This is a genomic window from Xylanimonas allomyrinae (assembly GCF_004135345.1).
Classification (GTDB): Bacteria; Actinomycetota; Actinomycetes; order Actinomycetales; family Cellulomonadaceae; genus Xylanimonas; species Xylanimonas allomyrinae.
The window spans coordinates 3,414,453-3,427,966 of record NZ_CP035495.1; the positions used below are offsets into that span (position 1 = coordinate 3,414,453).

The 13,514-nt window shown below is 74.5% G+C and carries 14 protein-coding genes; all 14 read left to right on the top strand.

All coding sequences use genetic code 11. The annotated features are described in order from the left end of the window. Positions 1-11 precede the first annotated feature (11 nt). Entirely contained in the window at positions 12-1,607 is a 1,596-nt protein-coding gene (locus ET495_RS15370; protein ID WP_129205510.1) for an NADH-quinone oxidoreductase subunit M, read from the top strand. Further along, positions 1,604-3,400 (top strand): NADH-quinone oxidoreductase subunit NuoN, encoded by a 1,797-nt coding sequence (gene nuoN / locus ET495_RS15375; RefSeq protein ID WP_129205511.1) that lies wholly within the window; start codon positions 1,604-1,606, stop codon positions 3,398-3,400. Before ET495_RS15370 ends, nuoN begins: the two co-directional genes overlap by 4 nt. Next, positions 3,397-4,431: a polyprenyl synthetase family protein gene (locus ET495_RS15380; RefSeq protein ID WP_129205512.1), complete on the top strand. Its 1,035-nt coding sequence runs from the start codon at positions 3,397-3,399 to the stop codon at positions 4,429-4,431. Before nuoN ends, ET495_RS15380 begins: the two co-directional genes overlap by 4 nt. A 307-nt stretch (positions 4,432-4,738) precedes the next feature. Beyond that, positions 4,739-5,350: a hypothetical protein gene (locus ET495_RS15385; protein ID WP_162616510.1), complete on the top strand. Its 612-nt coding sequence runs from the start codon at positions 4,739-4,741 to the stop codon at positions 5,348-5,350. Beyond that, on the top strand, positions 5,347-6,003 hold the full coding sequence (locus tag ET495_RS15390; RefSeq protein WP_129205514.1) for an OmpA family protein: 657 nt from the start codon (positions 5,347-5,349) through the stop codon (positions 6,001-6,003). The genes ET495_RS15385 and ET495_RS15390 overlap by 4 nt, the downstream gene beginning before the upstream one ends. An 84-nt stretch (positions 6,004-6,087) precedes the next feature. Further along, positions 6,088-6,642, top strand: coding sequence for a hypothetical protein (locus tag ET495_RS15395; RefSeq protein ID WP_129205515.1), 555 nt, complete (start codon positions 6,088-6,090; stop codon positions 6,640-6,642). 163 nt (positions 6,643-6,805) lie between these two features. After that, positions 6,806-8,065 (top strand): RDD family protein, encoded by a 1,260-nt coding sequence (locus ET495_RS15400; RefSeq protein WP_162616511.1) that lies wholly within the window; start codon positions 6,806-6,808, stop codon positions 8,063-8,065. Next, entirely contained in the window at positions 8,062-8,880 is an 819-nt protein-coding gene (locus ET495_RS15405; RefSeq protein ID WP_129205517.1) for a PP2C family protein-serine/threonine phosphatase, read from the top strand. Before ET495_RS15400 ends, ET495_RS15405 begins: the two co-directional genes overlap by 4 nt. A 17-nt stretch (positions 8,881-8,897) precedes the next feature. Next, on the top strand, positions 8,898-10,625 hold the full coding sequence (locus ET495_RS19250) for an FHA domain-containing protein (protein WP_129205518.1): 1,728 nt from the start codon (positions 8,898-8,900) through the stop codon (positions 10,623-10,625). 51 nt (positions 10,626-10,676) lie between these two features. Continuing rightward, positions 10,677-10,874, top strand: a complete 198-nt coding sequence (locus tag ET495_RS15415; protein WP_129205519.1) for a hypothetical protein — start codon at positions 10,677-10,679, stop codon at positions 10,872-10,874. 258 nt (positions 10,875-11,132) lie between these two features. Beyond that, positions 11,133-11,864 carry a hypothetical protein gene (locus ET495_RS15420; protein WP_129206076.1) on the top strand — a complete coding sequence of 244 codons (732 nt, stop codon included), beginning with the start codon at positions 11,133-11,135 and terminating at the stop codon, positions 11,862-11,864. Further along, the gene (locus ET495_RS15425) at positions 11,861-12,106 is read left to right on the top strand and encodes a hypothetical protein (protein ID WP_129205520.1); all 246 of its coding nucleotides are present in this window, start codon (positions 11,861-11,863) and stop codon (positions 12,104-12,106) included. Before ET495_RS15420 ends, ET495_RS15425 begins: the two co-directional genes overlap by 4 nt. A gap of 140 nt (positions 12,107-12,246) precedes the next feature. Continuing rightward, positions 12,247-12,906, top strand: a complete 660-nt coding sequence (locus ET495_RS15430; protein ID WP_129205521.1) for a hypothetical protein — start codon at positions 12,247-12,249, stop codon at positions 12,904-12,906. Next, a complete protein-coding gene (locus tag ET495_RS15435; RefSeq protein ID WP_129205522.1) occupies positions 12,903-13,496 on the top strand; it encodes an OmpA family protein in 594 nt (197 codons plus the stop codon). The genes ET495_RS15430 and ET495_RS15435 overlap by 4 nt, the downstream gene beginning before the upstream one ends. The last annotated feature ends 18 nt before the right edge of the window (positions 13,497-13,514 follow it).

Genomic DNA, 13,514 nt, shown 5'->3' on the forward strand with positions numbered 1-13,514 from the left:
GGACGACGACGATGAGCTTCCCCTGGCTGACAGCCCTCATCGCGTGGCCGCTCGTGGCCGCGCTCGCCACCGCCCTGACCGGCCGTGGACGCGGACGCCCCGCCGCCACCGCGCACGGCCCCGGATCGGGCGCGTTCGGCGCCCCGGCCGCGCGCACGGTCGCGCTGGTCGGCTCGCTCGTCGAGATCGCGCTGCTGGTCGGCGCGTTCCTCGCGTTCGACACCGCGCGGGCCGGCGAGCACCAGCTCGCCGAGACCCACCAGTGGATCCCGGGCATCGGGGCCTCCTACGCCGTCGGCGTCGACGGCGTCGGGCTGCTGCTCGTGGCGCTCTCGGTGGGCCTGGTGCCCCTGGTGATCCTCGCGGCGTGGAAGGAGCAGGGCGGCGACCACCCGCGGCTGCGGTCCTACCTGGCGACCGTGCTGGTGCTGGAGGCGTTCATGGTCGCGGTGTTCGCGGCACGCGACGTCTTCCTGTTCTACGTGCTGTTCGAGGCCATGCTCATCCCCGCCTACTTCCTCATCGGCGGGTTCGGGCAGGGCGCGCAGCGCCGCTACGCCGCGGTCAAGTTCCTGCTGTTCTCCCTGGCCGGCGGGCTGATCATGCTCGTCGCCGTCATCGCGCTCTACCTGCAGGTGCCCGCCGCCGAGCGCGGCCCGGAGACCTTCCTGACCGCGAACCTGGCCGCCACCGCCGACGGCCTCGGCACGACCGCCGGCCGGCTGATGTTCTGCGCGTTCTTCCTCGCGTTCGCCGTCAAGGCGCCCATGGTGCCCGTGCACACATGGCTGCCCGACGTCACCGAGAACGCCACCCCCGGCACGTCGACGCTGCTCATCTGCGTGCTCGACAAGGTCGGCACGTTCGGGATGCTCACGCTGTGCCTGCCGCTGTTCCCGGAGGCGACCCGCTGGGCGGCGCCCGCGATCGTGGTGCTGGCCGTCGTCTCGATCCTGTACGGGGCGATCCTCGCCATCGGGCAGACCGACCTGCTGCGCCTCATCGGCTACACCTCGGTGTCCCACTTCGGGTTCATCATCCTGGGCATCTTCACCTTCACCGCGACGGGCACCGCCGGGGCGAGCCTCATGATGCTCAACCACGGCATCTCGACGGGGGCGCTGTTCCTGATCGCCGGCTTCGCGATCGCGCGGCACCCGCAACGCAGCCAGCAGATCGCCGACTACGGCGGCCTGCGCACCGTGGCGCCCATCCTCGGCGGCAGCTTCCTCGTCGCCGGCCTGAGCGCCGCGGCACTGCCGGGCCTGGCCACGTTCGTGTCCGAGATCCTCGTGTTCCTCGGGGCGTTCAGCGCCAACCACGCCGCCGCCCTGGTGGCCGTCCCCGCCGTCGTGCTGGCCGCCGTCTACGTGCTGCTGACCTACCAGCGCATGTTCACCGGGAAGGTGCCCGCCACGCTCACCGCCGACGGGCCCGTGCGCGACCTCGACGCGCGCGAGCGCACCGTCGCGGGAGTGTTCGTCGCCGCCCTGCTGCTGCTGGGCTTCGTGCCCAGCCTCGCCCTGCGCTACGTCGACCCCCCGGCACACACCACGGTCACGCTGACCGCTGCTGCCAGCGCCCACACCACGGAGGTGGCGTCGTGAACGAGTTCAACGCTCCGGCGATCGACTGGGCGGCCGTCTCGCCCGTCCTCGTCGTGCTCGGCGCCGGCGTGCTCGGCGTGCTGGTCGAGGCGTTCGTGCCCGCACGGGCCCGCCGCACCGTCCAGCTCGTGCTGTCGCTCGCGGCGCTCGCGGGCGCCGTCCTCGCCGTCGGGCTCCTGTGGGAGTCGGTCCACGCCAACCCGCGGCTCGTCGTCCGTGACAGCTACGACCTGACGCCGTTCGGCCTGGCCATCCAGGGCATCATCGCCGTGCTCGCGTTCCTGGCGGTGCTCGTCATGGCCGACCGCCCCGGCGGGCAGGACGCGTTCGCTCCCACGGCCGCGGCCGTGCCCGGCAGCCGCTACGAGGAGGAGGCGCGCCGCGCCGGCCTCCAGCAGACCGAGATCTACCCGCTGGCGCTGTTCTCGACGGGCGGCATGCTGCTGTTCGCCGCGACCGACGACCTCGTGGTGCTGTTCATCGCGCTGGAGGTGCTCAGCCTGCCGCTGTACGTGCTGTGCGCGACCGCGCGCCGGCGCCGCCTGCTGAGCCAGGAGGCCGCGTTCAAGTACTTCCTGCTCGGCGCGTTCGCCTCGGCGCTGACGGTGTTCGGCATCGCGCTGCTGTACGGCTACGCCGGGTCCGTCCACCTGCCGGCGATCGCCGACGCGCTCTCCGGGCGCGGCGACTCACCGCTCCAGGGCCTGCACGTGCTGGCGATCACCGGCATCGTGCTCGTCACCGGAGGCCTGCTGTTCAAGGTGGGCGCGGCCCCGTTCCACACGTGGACGCCCGACGTCTACCAGGGCGCCCCCACCCCGGTCACCGGGTTCATGGCGGCGTGCACCAAGGCCGCCGCCGTGGGCGCCCTGGTGCGCGTGCTGTTCTACCTGGGCAAGGGCTTCGACGCCGCGACCCGGCACGAGGTCCAGGTGCTCCTGTGGGCCGTCGCGATCGCGACCATGGCGATCGGCACGATCGTCGCGGCCGTCCAGACCGACATCAAGCGGCTGCTCGCGTACTCCTCGATCGCGCACGCGGGCTTCATCCTCGTCGCCCTCGTGGGGTTCGACGACGCCGGTGCCGGCGCGGTGCTCTTCTACCTGCTGGCCTACGGCCTGGCGACCGTCGGCGCGTTCGCCGCCGTGACCCTGGTGCGCGAACGGCTCACGGGCGCGGGCGAGGACTCCGTCATCCTGGGCGAGGCGACGCACCTGTCCCAGTGGGCGGGCATCGGCCGCAAGGCGCCCTGGCTGACGGCGGCGTTCGCGCTGTTCATGCTGTCGATGGCGGGCATCCCGCTCACGGCCGGCTTCGTCGCCAAGTTCGGGGTGTTCTCGGCCGCCGTCGGCGCCGGCGCGTGGCCGCTCGCGCTGCTGGGCGTGCTCGCCTCGGCGATCTCGGTGTTCTTCTACGCGCGGATCATCGTCCTCATGGTGCTGACGCCGGCGCCCGACGCCGCCCACGACGGAACCGGGAACGAGTCGCAGCACGGTGCGGGGCACGACGCCACGCGCGAGCCGGTCAGCGCGGGCCAGGGCACCGCGACGCTCGCCTCGGCAGGCACCGCGACGGGCACCGCAACGGGCACCGCAGCGGGCACCGCGACGGGCACCGCAGCGGGCACCGCGACGCAGGTGCGACCGGCGACACGCGCCGTCGTGACCGTGATGACCGGGTGGGGTCCGGCGGCCGTGGTGGTCGCCGTGTGCGCGATCGGAGTCGTCCTCCTGGGCGTGCTGCCCGCCACGGTTCTCGATCTGGCCGCCGGGGCGGTTAAGTTCGTGCCGTGAGCCTGCCCCCACAGCCCAGCGCCGCGCCCACCGTGACGGCCATCCCGCTGTCCGATCCCGCGCTCGCCGCGCGCCTCATGGAACGCATGGAGGCCGTGGAGCGCGCGCTCGCGGACGCCGTCGCGAGCGCCGACCGCCTGGCGGACGACGTCTCGCACCACCTCGTCGCCGCGGGCGGCAAACGGCTGCGCCCGTTCCTGACGCTGCTGACGGGCGAGCTCGGGGACGGGACGCGGCCCGAGCTGCTCGACGCCGCCGTCGTCGTCGAGCTCACGCATCTCGCGTCGCTGTACCACGACGACGTCATGGACTCGGCGCCGTTGCGGCGCGGGGCGCCCAGCGTGCACTCGGTGTGGGGAAACACCGTCGCGATCCTCGTGGGTGACCTGCTGTTCGCGCGCGCGTCGGCTCGGGTGGCCGGGCTGGGCCCCGACGCGGTGCGCCTCCAGGCCGAGACGTTCGAGCGCCTGTGCCTGGGCCAGCTCCACGAGACGACGGGCCCCGGCGAGGACGAGGACCCGGTCGAGCACTACCTCCAGGTGCTCGCCGACAAGACGGCGTCGCTGCTCTCGACGTCCGCGCGGTTCGGTGCCATGTTCGGCGGCGCGCCGCAGGCCGCCGTCGAGACGGTCGCGGCCTACGGGGAGAAGGTCGGTGTGGCGTTCCAGCTTGCCGACGACGTGCTCGACCTCGCGTCGAGCGGGGCCGAGTCCGGCAAGACGCCGGGCACCGACCTGCGCGAGGGCATCGGAACGATGCCCGTTCTGCTGCTGCGCCAGCGCGCGGCGCGGGGCGTGGCGTCGCAGGACGACCTCGCGCTGCTCGCGGCGCTCGACGGCGACCTGAGCTCGGACGCGGCGCTCGCCGACGTCGTCGGACGGCTGCGGGCCCATGACGTGCTGCGCGAGACGCGTGACCTCGCGGTGCGCTACGCGCGCGAGGCCGCTGCCGAGCTCGCGCCGCTGCCCGCGGGCCCTGTCCGCGAGGCGCTGGAGGCGTTCGCGTCCGCGCTGGCCGACCGGGCAGCCTGACGGCCGGCTGAGGGCCCGAGCGCGGGCCCGACCCGGGCGACGGGGAGCCCGCCCCCCTAGGAACGCGGCGCGTCGTTCGCTAGCGTGGTGTGTGGCGACCGTCACCGGGCCCCGCAGTCGCGGCCCGCACGAGCCTGCACGTGGCTCTCGCACGCGATCCCGGCACTGGGGCCGGGATCGCGTGAGGCCGGGGGAGCGGTCGCTGGGGTCGAGCCGTGACGAGCGAGGTGCGGCGCTCGGGCGTCGTCAAGGGCGACTGAAGGGAGGGGCGCGGGTGCGAGCACGCTTGCGAACGGGAACGGGAACGGTGGCGCTGGCGGTCGGGTTGGCGCTGGCGGGTTGTACCGGGGGTGCCGGGCAGGGCGAGAGCTCCGCGAGCGGTGAGCCCACAAGCGCGGCCGGCCAGACCGAGTCGGGGGCCGAGAACGACGGGGCCGTGGGCAAAAAGGCGGTCCTGGCCGAGCAGACCCTCGCCATGCCGAAGGGGGGCGTCGAGGGCCAGGCGACGATCACGGTGACGCTGCGCTCGGTCGAGGTCGCCGGCGACACGATGGAGGTCCTCTGGGCGTTCCGGTGGGACGAGGACGGCGCCCCGCCCACCTCGAAGCTGACCTTCTACGACATGGGCCTGAGTGCGGTGACCTCGGTGATCGACGGTGAGAACCTCAAGGTCTACCGGCCCTTCTGCACCAAGGGTGGGTGGGACGCAAGGCCCTTCGATCAGGCGATGTGCTCGAACAGCCAGATCGCCGCGCCTCGCAGCAACACCGATCCCGAGTTCCCCATCCATGGGGTGATCGAGGCGTGGGCGCTCCTCCCGGCCCCGCCAGAGCGCCCGGAAACCGTCGACGTCGTGCCCGCTGAGGGGATCCCGCCGTTCGGCGGTGTCGAGGTGACCTACCGGGACGCGGCGAAGTGATCGGTTCGCGGGCGCTGGCCGTCGCGATGACCGTGGCCGCAGCCGTCGCGGGCTCGCCCACGTCCTCACCGTCGCCGCCCTCACCGTCGCCGCAGTCGTCACACGACGCCGACCCCGGTCTCGTGGCCGACACGCAGCGGAAGCTCGACGAGGCGCGTGCGGACCTGGAGACCACGAGCCTCACGGACGAGATGCACCGCGCCGCAGTCACCGAGCTGCGCCCGGACGTCTCCATCGCCGACCTGCGGTCGGAGGGGTCCGTCACCGGTCTCGACACGGTGGTCGAGGACAAGGGCCGCACGGTCGTCCACCTGACTGCGGACCTGCTGTTCGAGTTCGGGCAGGCCACGCTGACGGACCCGGCCCGGGCCGCCGTCGGGAGGCTGACGGAGCAGATCCCGCAGGGCGTCGCGGTCAGCGTGGACGGCCACACCGACTCCGTCGGCGACGACGCGTTCAACGACACGCTCTCGCAGCAGCGGGCCGACTCCGTCGCGGCCGTGCTGGGCGAGGCACGACCCGACCTGGTCCTGACCGTGACCGGCCACGGTGAGCGCGAGCCGGTCGCCAGCAACGAGGTCGGCGGACAGGACAACCCGGCCGGGCGGGCACGGAACCGCCGGGTCGAGGTCTCGTACGAGTCCGGCGGATGACGCCGGCACCAACGCCGACAGACTCCGCGAGAGGGGTACCTCGCGATGGATGCACAGCAACGCAGACGACTGACCCTGGCCACCATGATCATGACCGCCTTCCTCGCGGGAGTGCGCCTGCTGCGCACCAGCGACGGCGCCGAGGTCGGCGCCAACGTGATCGCGGTGACGGTCCTGGTCGCGTTGTGCGCGCTGCTGCTCGCGCTGGTGGTGCGCCGCGTCAGGGCGTGCGCCGAGAACGCGGCCCGGCATCGCCCGGGGGCGGTCGTCGTCCCGGGGTACACGACCGCCGAGATGTGCGACCTCGCGGCCGTCGCCGGAGCCTCGACCCATGGCTGGTTGTCGATGGGCGGCAGCCCTGTCGCCGTCGTCGTCACCGCTGACGGGTTCGAGGTGTGGGGCCGGGCCGACGACGCGCCGCGCTGGGTGGTGCGCCGGGAGCCCGGCGCGGTCGCGATCGGGAGCGGCGTCTACGGGAGCCGTATACGTCGGGCCGTCCGCCTCGACGACGGCACGCTGGGAGCCGTGTTCGTGCCGGCCTTCCGGCCGCTGAGGGCAACCGGCGGCATGGTGGGCGACGACGTCGAGCGTGCCGTGGCGGTGCTCAGCGGGCGGGGCCGTGCGCCGCTGCACGGCTGAGCGCCGTGTTCCTCAGGGCAGCCGTCGCCCCGCGCGGCACCTGCTCGCGCATCGCGCCGTGCGCCGAGGGCAGCGGCGTCGTGCGTGCACCTGCTGGTCGATGCGTGCCGCGGTCCGAAGCGTGCACGCCGTCCGTCGTCCCGTCGCCCGAGTGAGGAGCCTCATGTCCGTGCTGTGCCCCGCGTGCGGCTCGCAGCAGCCGTCCGATGCGGCGTTCTGCCCGATCTGTGGCGCCCCGCGCCCGCGCGCGGACGCCCCGACCGACCTCGCCGCGCCCGGCCAGGGCGTGCCGTCGACCGCGACGCCGTCGGGCCGGAGCGGGAGCGGCCCTGACGGCGCGGGGGGCGCCGCGGGGGAGGGGTGCCCGACCGCCGGGGTCGGGCGGCGTGTCGCCGCGTCCGTCCTCGACCTGCTGGCCGTCGCGATGCCGACCTGGCTCATGCTGCTCGTGGGGGTCGTGCGCGCACCCGGCGGCTTCGACGCCGCCGGCCCGGTGGCGCTCGTCGCGGCGGCGCAGCCGTGGGCCGTCGGGGCCGGGGTGTGGTCCCTGGCCGCGGGGATCGGCCTCTGCTGGTGGGAGGGTGCCACGGGCGCGGCCGTCGGCGGGCGGGTGCTCGGCGTGCGTGCGGTGGATCGTGAGCACGCCGCGCCGCTCGGGTTCTGGCGTGCACTCGTGCGCGCCCTCGTCGTCGCCGCAGGTTCGGTCGTGCCCGTCCTGGGCACCCTGCTGGTGCTCCTCAGCCCCCTGTTCGACGGCGGCGGCCGCGGGCAGGGGTGGCACGACAAGGCGGCGGGCGCCGTCGTGCTGCGCGTTCGGCCGCCTCGCGGGGCTAGAGCGCCGGACGAGCCCCCGGCGCATGAAGACGGAGTGGCGGCGCAGGCGAGCGCGTCGCCTCGGGCGGGCACCGCCCCTGCGGCGCCTGCGGCGCCCGAGGCCTCGCCGTGGGCCATCTCGCCGTGGGCCGCGGCGATGGCCGGGCCGGACGGGGCGCGAGCACCGACGCCACCGGGTGCGTCCGCCGCGCCGGACGAGTCGGTGGTCCGCGGTGCGCCGCCCCCCGGGAAGCTCCCGGTGCGGCTGATGCGCGCACCCGTCCGCCCGGTGCGGCTCGTGCTGCCCGACGGCACGTCCGTCGTCGTCACCGGACCATCGCTCGTGGGGCGTGACCCGCAGGCCGAGACCGGAGGGTGGGCGCTGGTGCCGCTCGACGACCCCGGCCGCTCGGTCTCGAAGACGCACGCGGAGCTCGACGTCGACCCCGACGGGTTGTGGGTGACCGACCGCGGGTCGACCAACGGCACGGTCGTCGCGGAGCCGGGGCGACCGCTGCGCGCCGCCGCACCCGGGACGCGCACGCGCGTGCCGCACGGTTCGCGGCTGCACCTCGGCGATCTGAGGCTCGCCGTGCAGGGGGGCGTATGAGCCTGCGGCAGGAGTACGGCGGCGTCGTGCTGGAGTGGGGTGTCGTGACCGACGCGGGCCGGCGCAGACCCCTCAACGAGGACCACTACGTCGCGTCGGTGCCCGTGTTCGTCGTCGCCGACGGCATGGGCGGCCGGGACGCGGGCGAGATCGCGAGCGCGGCCACGGTGGCGGCCCTGGGGACCCTGGTCGAGCGCGCCGTGGTGTCGCGCAAGGACGTCGAGTCCGTGCTCGACGCGGCACACGACGAGGTGCGCCGCATCGAGACCCGGCCGGGGCGGGGCGCCGGGACGACCGCGACCGGCGTCGTCGTCGTGCCGGGGAAGCTCGGGCCGCGGTGGCTGGTGGTCAACGTCGGCGACTCGCGGACGTACCTGCACGCGCAGGGGCGGCTGGAACGCGTCACCGTCGACCACTCGGAGGTGCAGGAGCTGGTCGACGCGGGGCTGATCACGCGCGCGCAGGCGCGCACGCACCCGCGCCGCCACGTGATCACGCGTGCGATCGGTGCGCCGTGGGCACCGCGCCCCGACTTCTGGTGGCTGCCGGTCGAAGCGGGCGACCGCGTGCTCGTGTGCTCGGACGGGCTGACGGGCGAGGTCGACGACGACGAGATCGCGCGCGTCCTGGGCGACGAGCCCGACGCGCAGGTGGCCGCCGCGACCCTCGTCGAGGCCGCCCTGCGCGCCGGGGGCCGCGACAACATCACCGTCGTCGTCGTGGACGCCGTGACGGTCGACGGAGCCGACGGGTCGCACCGCGACGAGGACACCCGACCCCGCCCGGCGGGTGCCCGACCGGAAGACGTCCAGTGACGACGGGGGAGCGCGAGATGACAACGCGACGCGCGGCGGTTCGATACGTGGCAGGGCGCGGCTGCGCGGTGGTGCGCGGCGACGTCGTCGTGCTGCTGCCCGACCCGCCCGCCGGTGTTCCCGGCCGACTCTGGGAGGCCCTCGACACGGCCGACGGCGTTGAGCCAGGCGTCGTGGAGGCGCTCGGGGCGCTGTCGACGGGCGCGGGTGCCGCACTGATGGACACGCCCCCGTTCGCGATCGCCGCGCTGCGCGACGGGAGCGCGCACGTGCTGGTGCGCGGCGCGTGCGTGGTGGTCACCGAGACCGCCGGGGGGACGGAGGTGACCGTGGACGGCGAAGGCATCGCGACATGGTCCGAACGCGTCGTGCCGGAGGCCGTCGGCCTGACCGTGTACGCCGACGACGGCGGCGAGCCGCTGGCCGACGACGCCTGGCCCCTCGACGCAGGTGTTGTCGCCGCACGCGCGGTGGTGGTGCGTGGCGCACCGGAGCCGCGTCCCGGCGAGCAGCGCGCACGCCCCACGGCCGCAGCCTCGGTGCCCAGCGACGTGCGCGACGGCGTGACCGACGCCGTGCGCGACGGCGTGCCCGACGCCGTGCCCCTCGCCGTGCCTCCCAGTGGCGTGGCCGGCAGTGCTGGGGCGGACGGCGAGGACCCCTCGTCGCGTCGCGCGGTTGACGCCCACGCGGCGCCAGAGCCCGGCGTCGCAGCCCAGCCCGCCCGGCCGGCGCCGCCCGTCCCGCCCGCGCCTCCCGCAGCGCCTGTCCCGCCTGTCCCGCCCGCAGCGCCTGTCCCGCCCGCGCCCCCCGCACCGCCTGTCCCGCCCGCACCTCCCGCAGCGCCCGTGCCCGAGGAGGAGACCTACGGCCACCTGTGGGGGGCGACGGTTCTGAGCGGGGTCGAGGCAGCCGCCGTCCGCATCGGGGACGACGGTGCCGAGCCCGCAGACCCCGCACCTGCCGACCCCGAGCACGCGGCCCCCGAGCCCGCAGAGCCCGGGCCGGTGAACCCCGGCCGGGTCCTGGCGTCGGTGCCCTCCGACGAGCAGGGCGAGTCGCGGCAGGAAGCCTCCTCGAAGGGTGAGGACTCTGGCGACCGGACGATCCTGCCGGACCTCACGGTGTTTCCCGAGGAGCCGTCCCCTGCCGGGGCGACCGGGGGCCCTCCGGGGGGCCTGCCATCGCCGGGCGACCTTGACCACGACGGATCCACGGTCACGTCCGCCCCGTTCATGAGCCTGCAGGGGCCGCGGCATGTCCCGGCGACGCCGGACGGCACGCAGGTGCCGCAGATCCTCGCCCGCGTGTGCGTCCAGGGGCACGCCAACCCGCCGCCGCGCGAGGCATGCCGGACCTGCGGCAGTGCGCTGGTGGGCGAGGCCGCGCTGACGGAGCGTCCGCCGCTGGGCCGCATGCGCGTCTCGACGGGCGAGGAGGTCGACCTCGACCGGCTCGTCGTCGTCGGCCGCCGCCCGCGCGCACCGCGCGCCGGAGGCGACGCGGTCGCGCGGCTGGTCACGGTGCCCAGTCCGGGCAGGGACGTCTCGCGCTCGCACGTCGAGGTGCGGCTCGACGGGTGGCATGTGCTGGTCGTGGACCTGGCGACCACCAATGGCACGACGCTGCTGCGGCAGGACCGCCAGCCGCGCCGGCTGCACCCTCACGAAGCCGTGCCGGTCGTGGACGGTGACGTCATCGACCTGGGTGACGGTGCCGCGCTGACCTTCGAGGGGATCTGGTGAGCCGACGGCTCGTGGAGCAGGCTGTCGCGTCGCGGAAGGGGGGATGAGCCAATGAGACGAGCATGTCCGTCCCGTGGTGCGCGCGGGTGGTACGTCGCGGCGGCGGGGTTCGCGTTCGCCGGCTGTGACGCCGGCAGCGAGCCGGCGCCGACGGTGAGCCTCACGCCGACCCCCGCGTCGTCGCCGAGCCAGACGCCGGACCCGGCGGTCGACGAGACCAAGGTCGCAGAGGTGCTCCTGGTCGGATGAGGCGATCCGTATGCCCGTGTGGTCGTGGCGTCGCGCGACCCGGGCTCCGGCTGCCCGACGGGCTCCAGCCGGGGTTGCGGGAGCCGGTAGCGTCGATCGCCAGAGGCCTGCCGAGGGCCGGCCGTGCCGAGCCGAAGGAGTCCTGATGCGCGCCGCCACGCTCCGTCATCCCGCACAGACGCAGAACGACGGCGTCACGGTCGTGGAGGGGGAAGACGCGTGAGCGCGCAGGAGGTGTCAGCCCCCGTGACGACCCCGATGCCCGAGGAGTCGCTGCCGCCCGCGGGGCATCTCGCGGTGGAGTTCTGCGGCGAGTGGTTCCGGCCCGACCCGGCCGGGCCGCCGTTCGAGGTCGGCCGCGACGGCGACCTGGAGATCGACGACAACCCGTACCTGCATCGCCGGTTCCTGGTGTTCTCGCACGAGTCGGGCATCTGGTGGATGGCGAACGTCGGCACGCTGCTGTCGGCGACGGTCTCGGACGCCGGCGGGGGTGTGCAGTCGTGGGTCTCGCCGGGCAACCGCATTCCTGTGGTGTTCCCGACGACGTCGGTCGTGTTCACGGCCGGCCCGACGACGTATGAGCTGACGCTCGTCCTTGAGGGCGGCCCGTACCGGGCCGTGCGCGCGGAGGTGGCTGACGGCGGCGCGACGACGATCGGCGTGATCCCGTTCACCACGAGCCAGCGGCAGCTCATCGTGGCGCTTGCCGAGCCGTTGTTGCGCCGCGACGGGTCGAGCCTGGCGCGGATCCCGGCGTCGTCGGCGGCGGCCGAGCGGCTGGGCTGGACCACGACGAGGTTCAATCGCAAGCTCGACAACGTCTGCGACAAGCTCGACCGCATCGGCGTCCAGGGGCTGCGCGGCGGTCCGGGGGCGCAGGCGACGAACCGCCGGGCGCGCCTGGTGGAGTACGCGGTCGCCTCGCGGCTCGTGACGTCCGAGGACCTGGCGCTGCTGGACGTGCGCAGCGAGGAGGGGGACGGATGAGCGCGCCGACGCCCGGGCGGCTCGTCCTGGCGTTCGCGGTCGGTGCGGCGGCGGTGGCGTTCGCCGTCGTCGTCGCGGCCCGCATGTTCGACGGCGGGGTCGGGACGGGCGACCCCCTCGACCCGCCCCGGGCGCTCGCGGGGGTGCTCGCCGACGGCGGGACGTGGCTGGTGACGTTCGCGGCCGGGGCCGCGGGTGGTGTCGTCGGAGGATTCGTTGCGTTGATGCGCAGGCGCCGCTGACCTGGGCCTCTGCCTGACTCCTTGACATTCTCAGATAACTCCCTAGATTCGCCAAGACGGGGCTGTCCTTCGCACGCCCGGAGCGGATCGACGTCGCCATCGGCGAGTGAGGAGACCTGAAAATGCGCGGAGTAGGTCGCGTGGCCGCCTTGGCGGTGGCGTCGGGGCTGGTGCTGTCGGGGTGTATCGGAGGCGGCGGCAAGGGCGGCGCCTCGCCCCAGCCGATTCAGAGCGCGAGCGCCGGCTCCGAGGGCGAGAAGCCCGCGGCCAAGGGCTCGACAGGGTCCCGCGAGCGGCTCGGCGACATCGAGCAGACGATCGGGACGCCCGGCGGTGGGAACGAAGGCGACGGGACCGTCACCGTCGCGATCCGCGCCGTCGAGGTCACCGGGCCCACCATGACGGTGCGCTGGGCCCTGCGGTGGGACGAGGACGCCTCGCCGGCCAAGTCGACCGTGACCTACGGCACCATGGGCATCGAGCCCATCATGACCGTCACCGACGGAGCCAATGTGAAGGCATACCGGCCGATCTGCCTCGAGGGAAGCTGGAAGAGCGACCCCGAGGCCGATCAGGACCCCGTCGCGGACTGCGTGGCGAGCCAGCTCGCCTCGCCGACCGGGTACTACTTCGAGTTCCCCAACCACGGGGTCATCGAGGCGTGGGCCGTCCTGCCCGCACCCGAGGGCAGGCCTGAGAAGGTCGACGTCCTGCTCGCCGAGGGGCTCCCGGCCTTCACCGGCGTGGACGTGACCTACCGCGACGACAACCAGGGCGACGCGAAGGACGAATCGCAGTGAGGGCCGCACGGATCGCTGCCGCGCTCGTCGTGACAGGCCTGACCGGGGTCCTGCCCGCCGAGGCTCCCGGCCCGGACCCTGAGCTCATCGCGCAGGCGCAGGCGGTGCTCGCCGAGGACTACACCCGCCTCCAGGGTGTGACGATCACCCCCGAGATGCGCGAGAACGCGACGTTCGACCTGCGGCTCGTCGAGTCCAACCTCGGGTTCGACACCGTCGTCGAGGACGAAGGGCACACCACCGTGCGCCTGTCGGCCGACCTGCTCTTCGAGTTCGGGCAGGCCGCGCTGACGGACGAGGCGAGCACCGTCGTCGCCGAACTGGCGCAGGACATCCCCCAGGGCGCTGCCGTCGCCGTCGACGGCCACACCGACTCGGTGGGCGACGCGGCAGCCAACGACACCCTGTCCCGGCAGCGCGGCGACGCCGTCGCCGCCGCGCTCGCGCAGGCGCGCCCCGACCTGGCACTGACCGTCACGGGGCACGGGGCCGCGCAGCCGGTCGCCGAGAACGAGGTGGACGGGCACGACAACCCTGCGGGCCGGGCGCTCAACCGCCGCGTCGAGGTCACCTACGAGACGAGCGAATGACGCACGCACCGAGGGCCG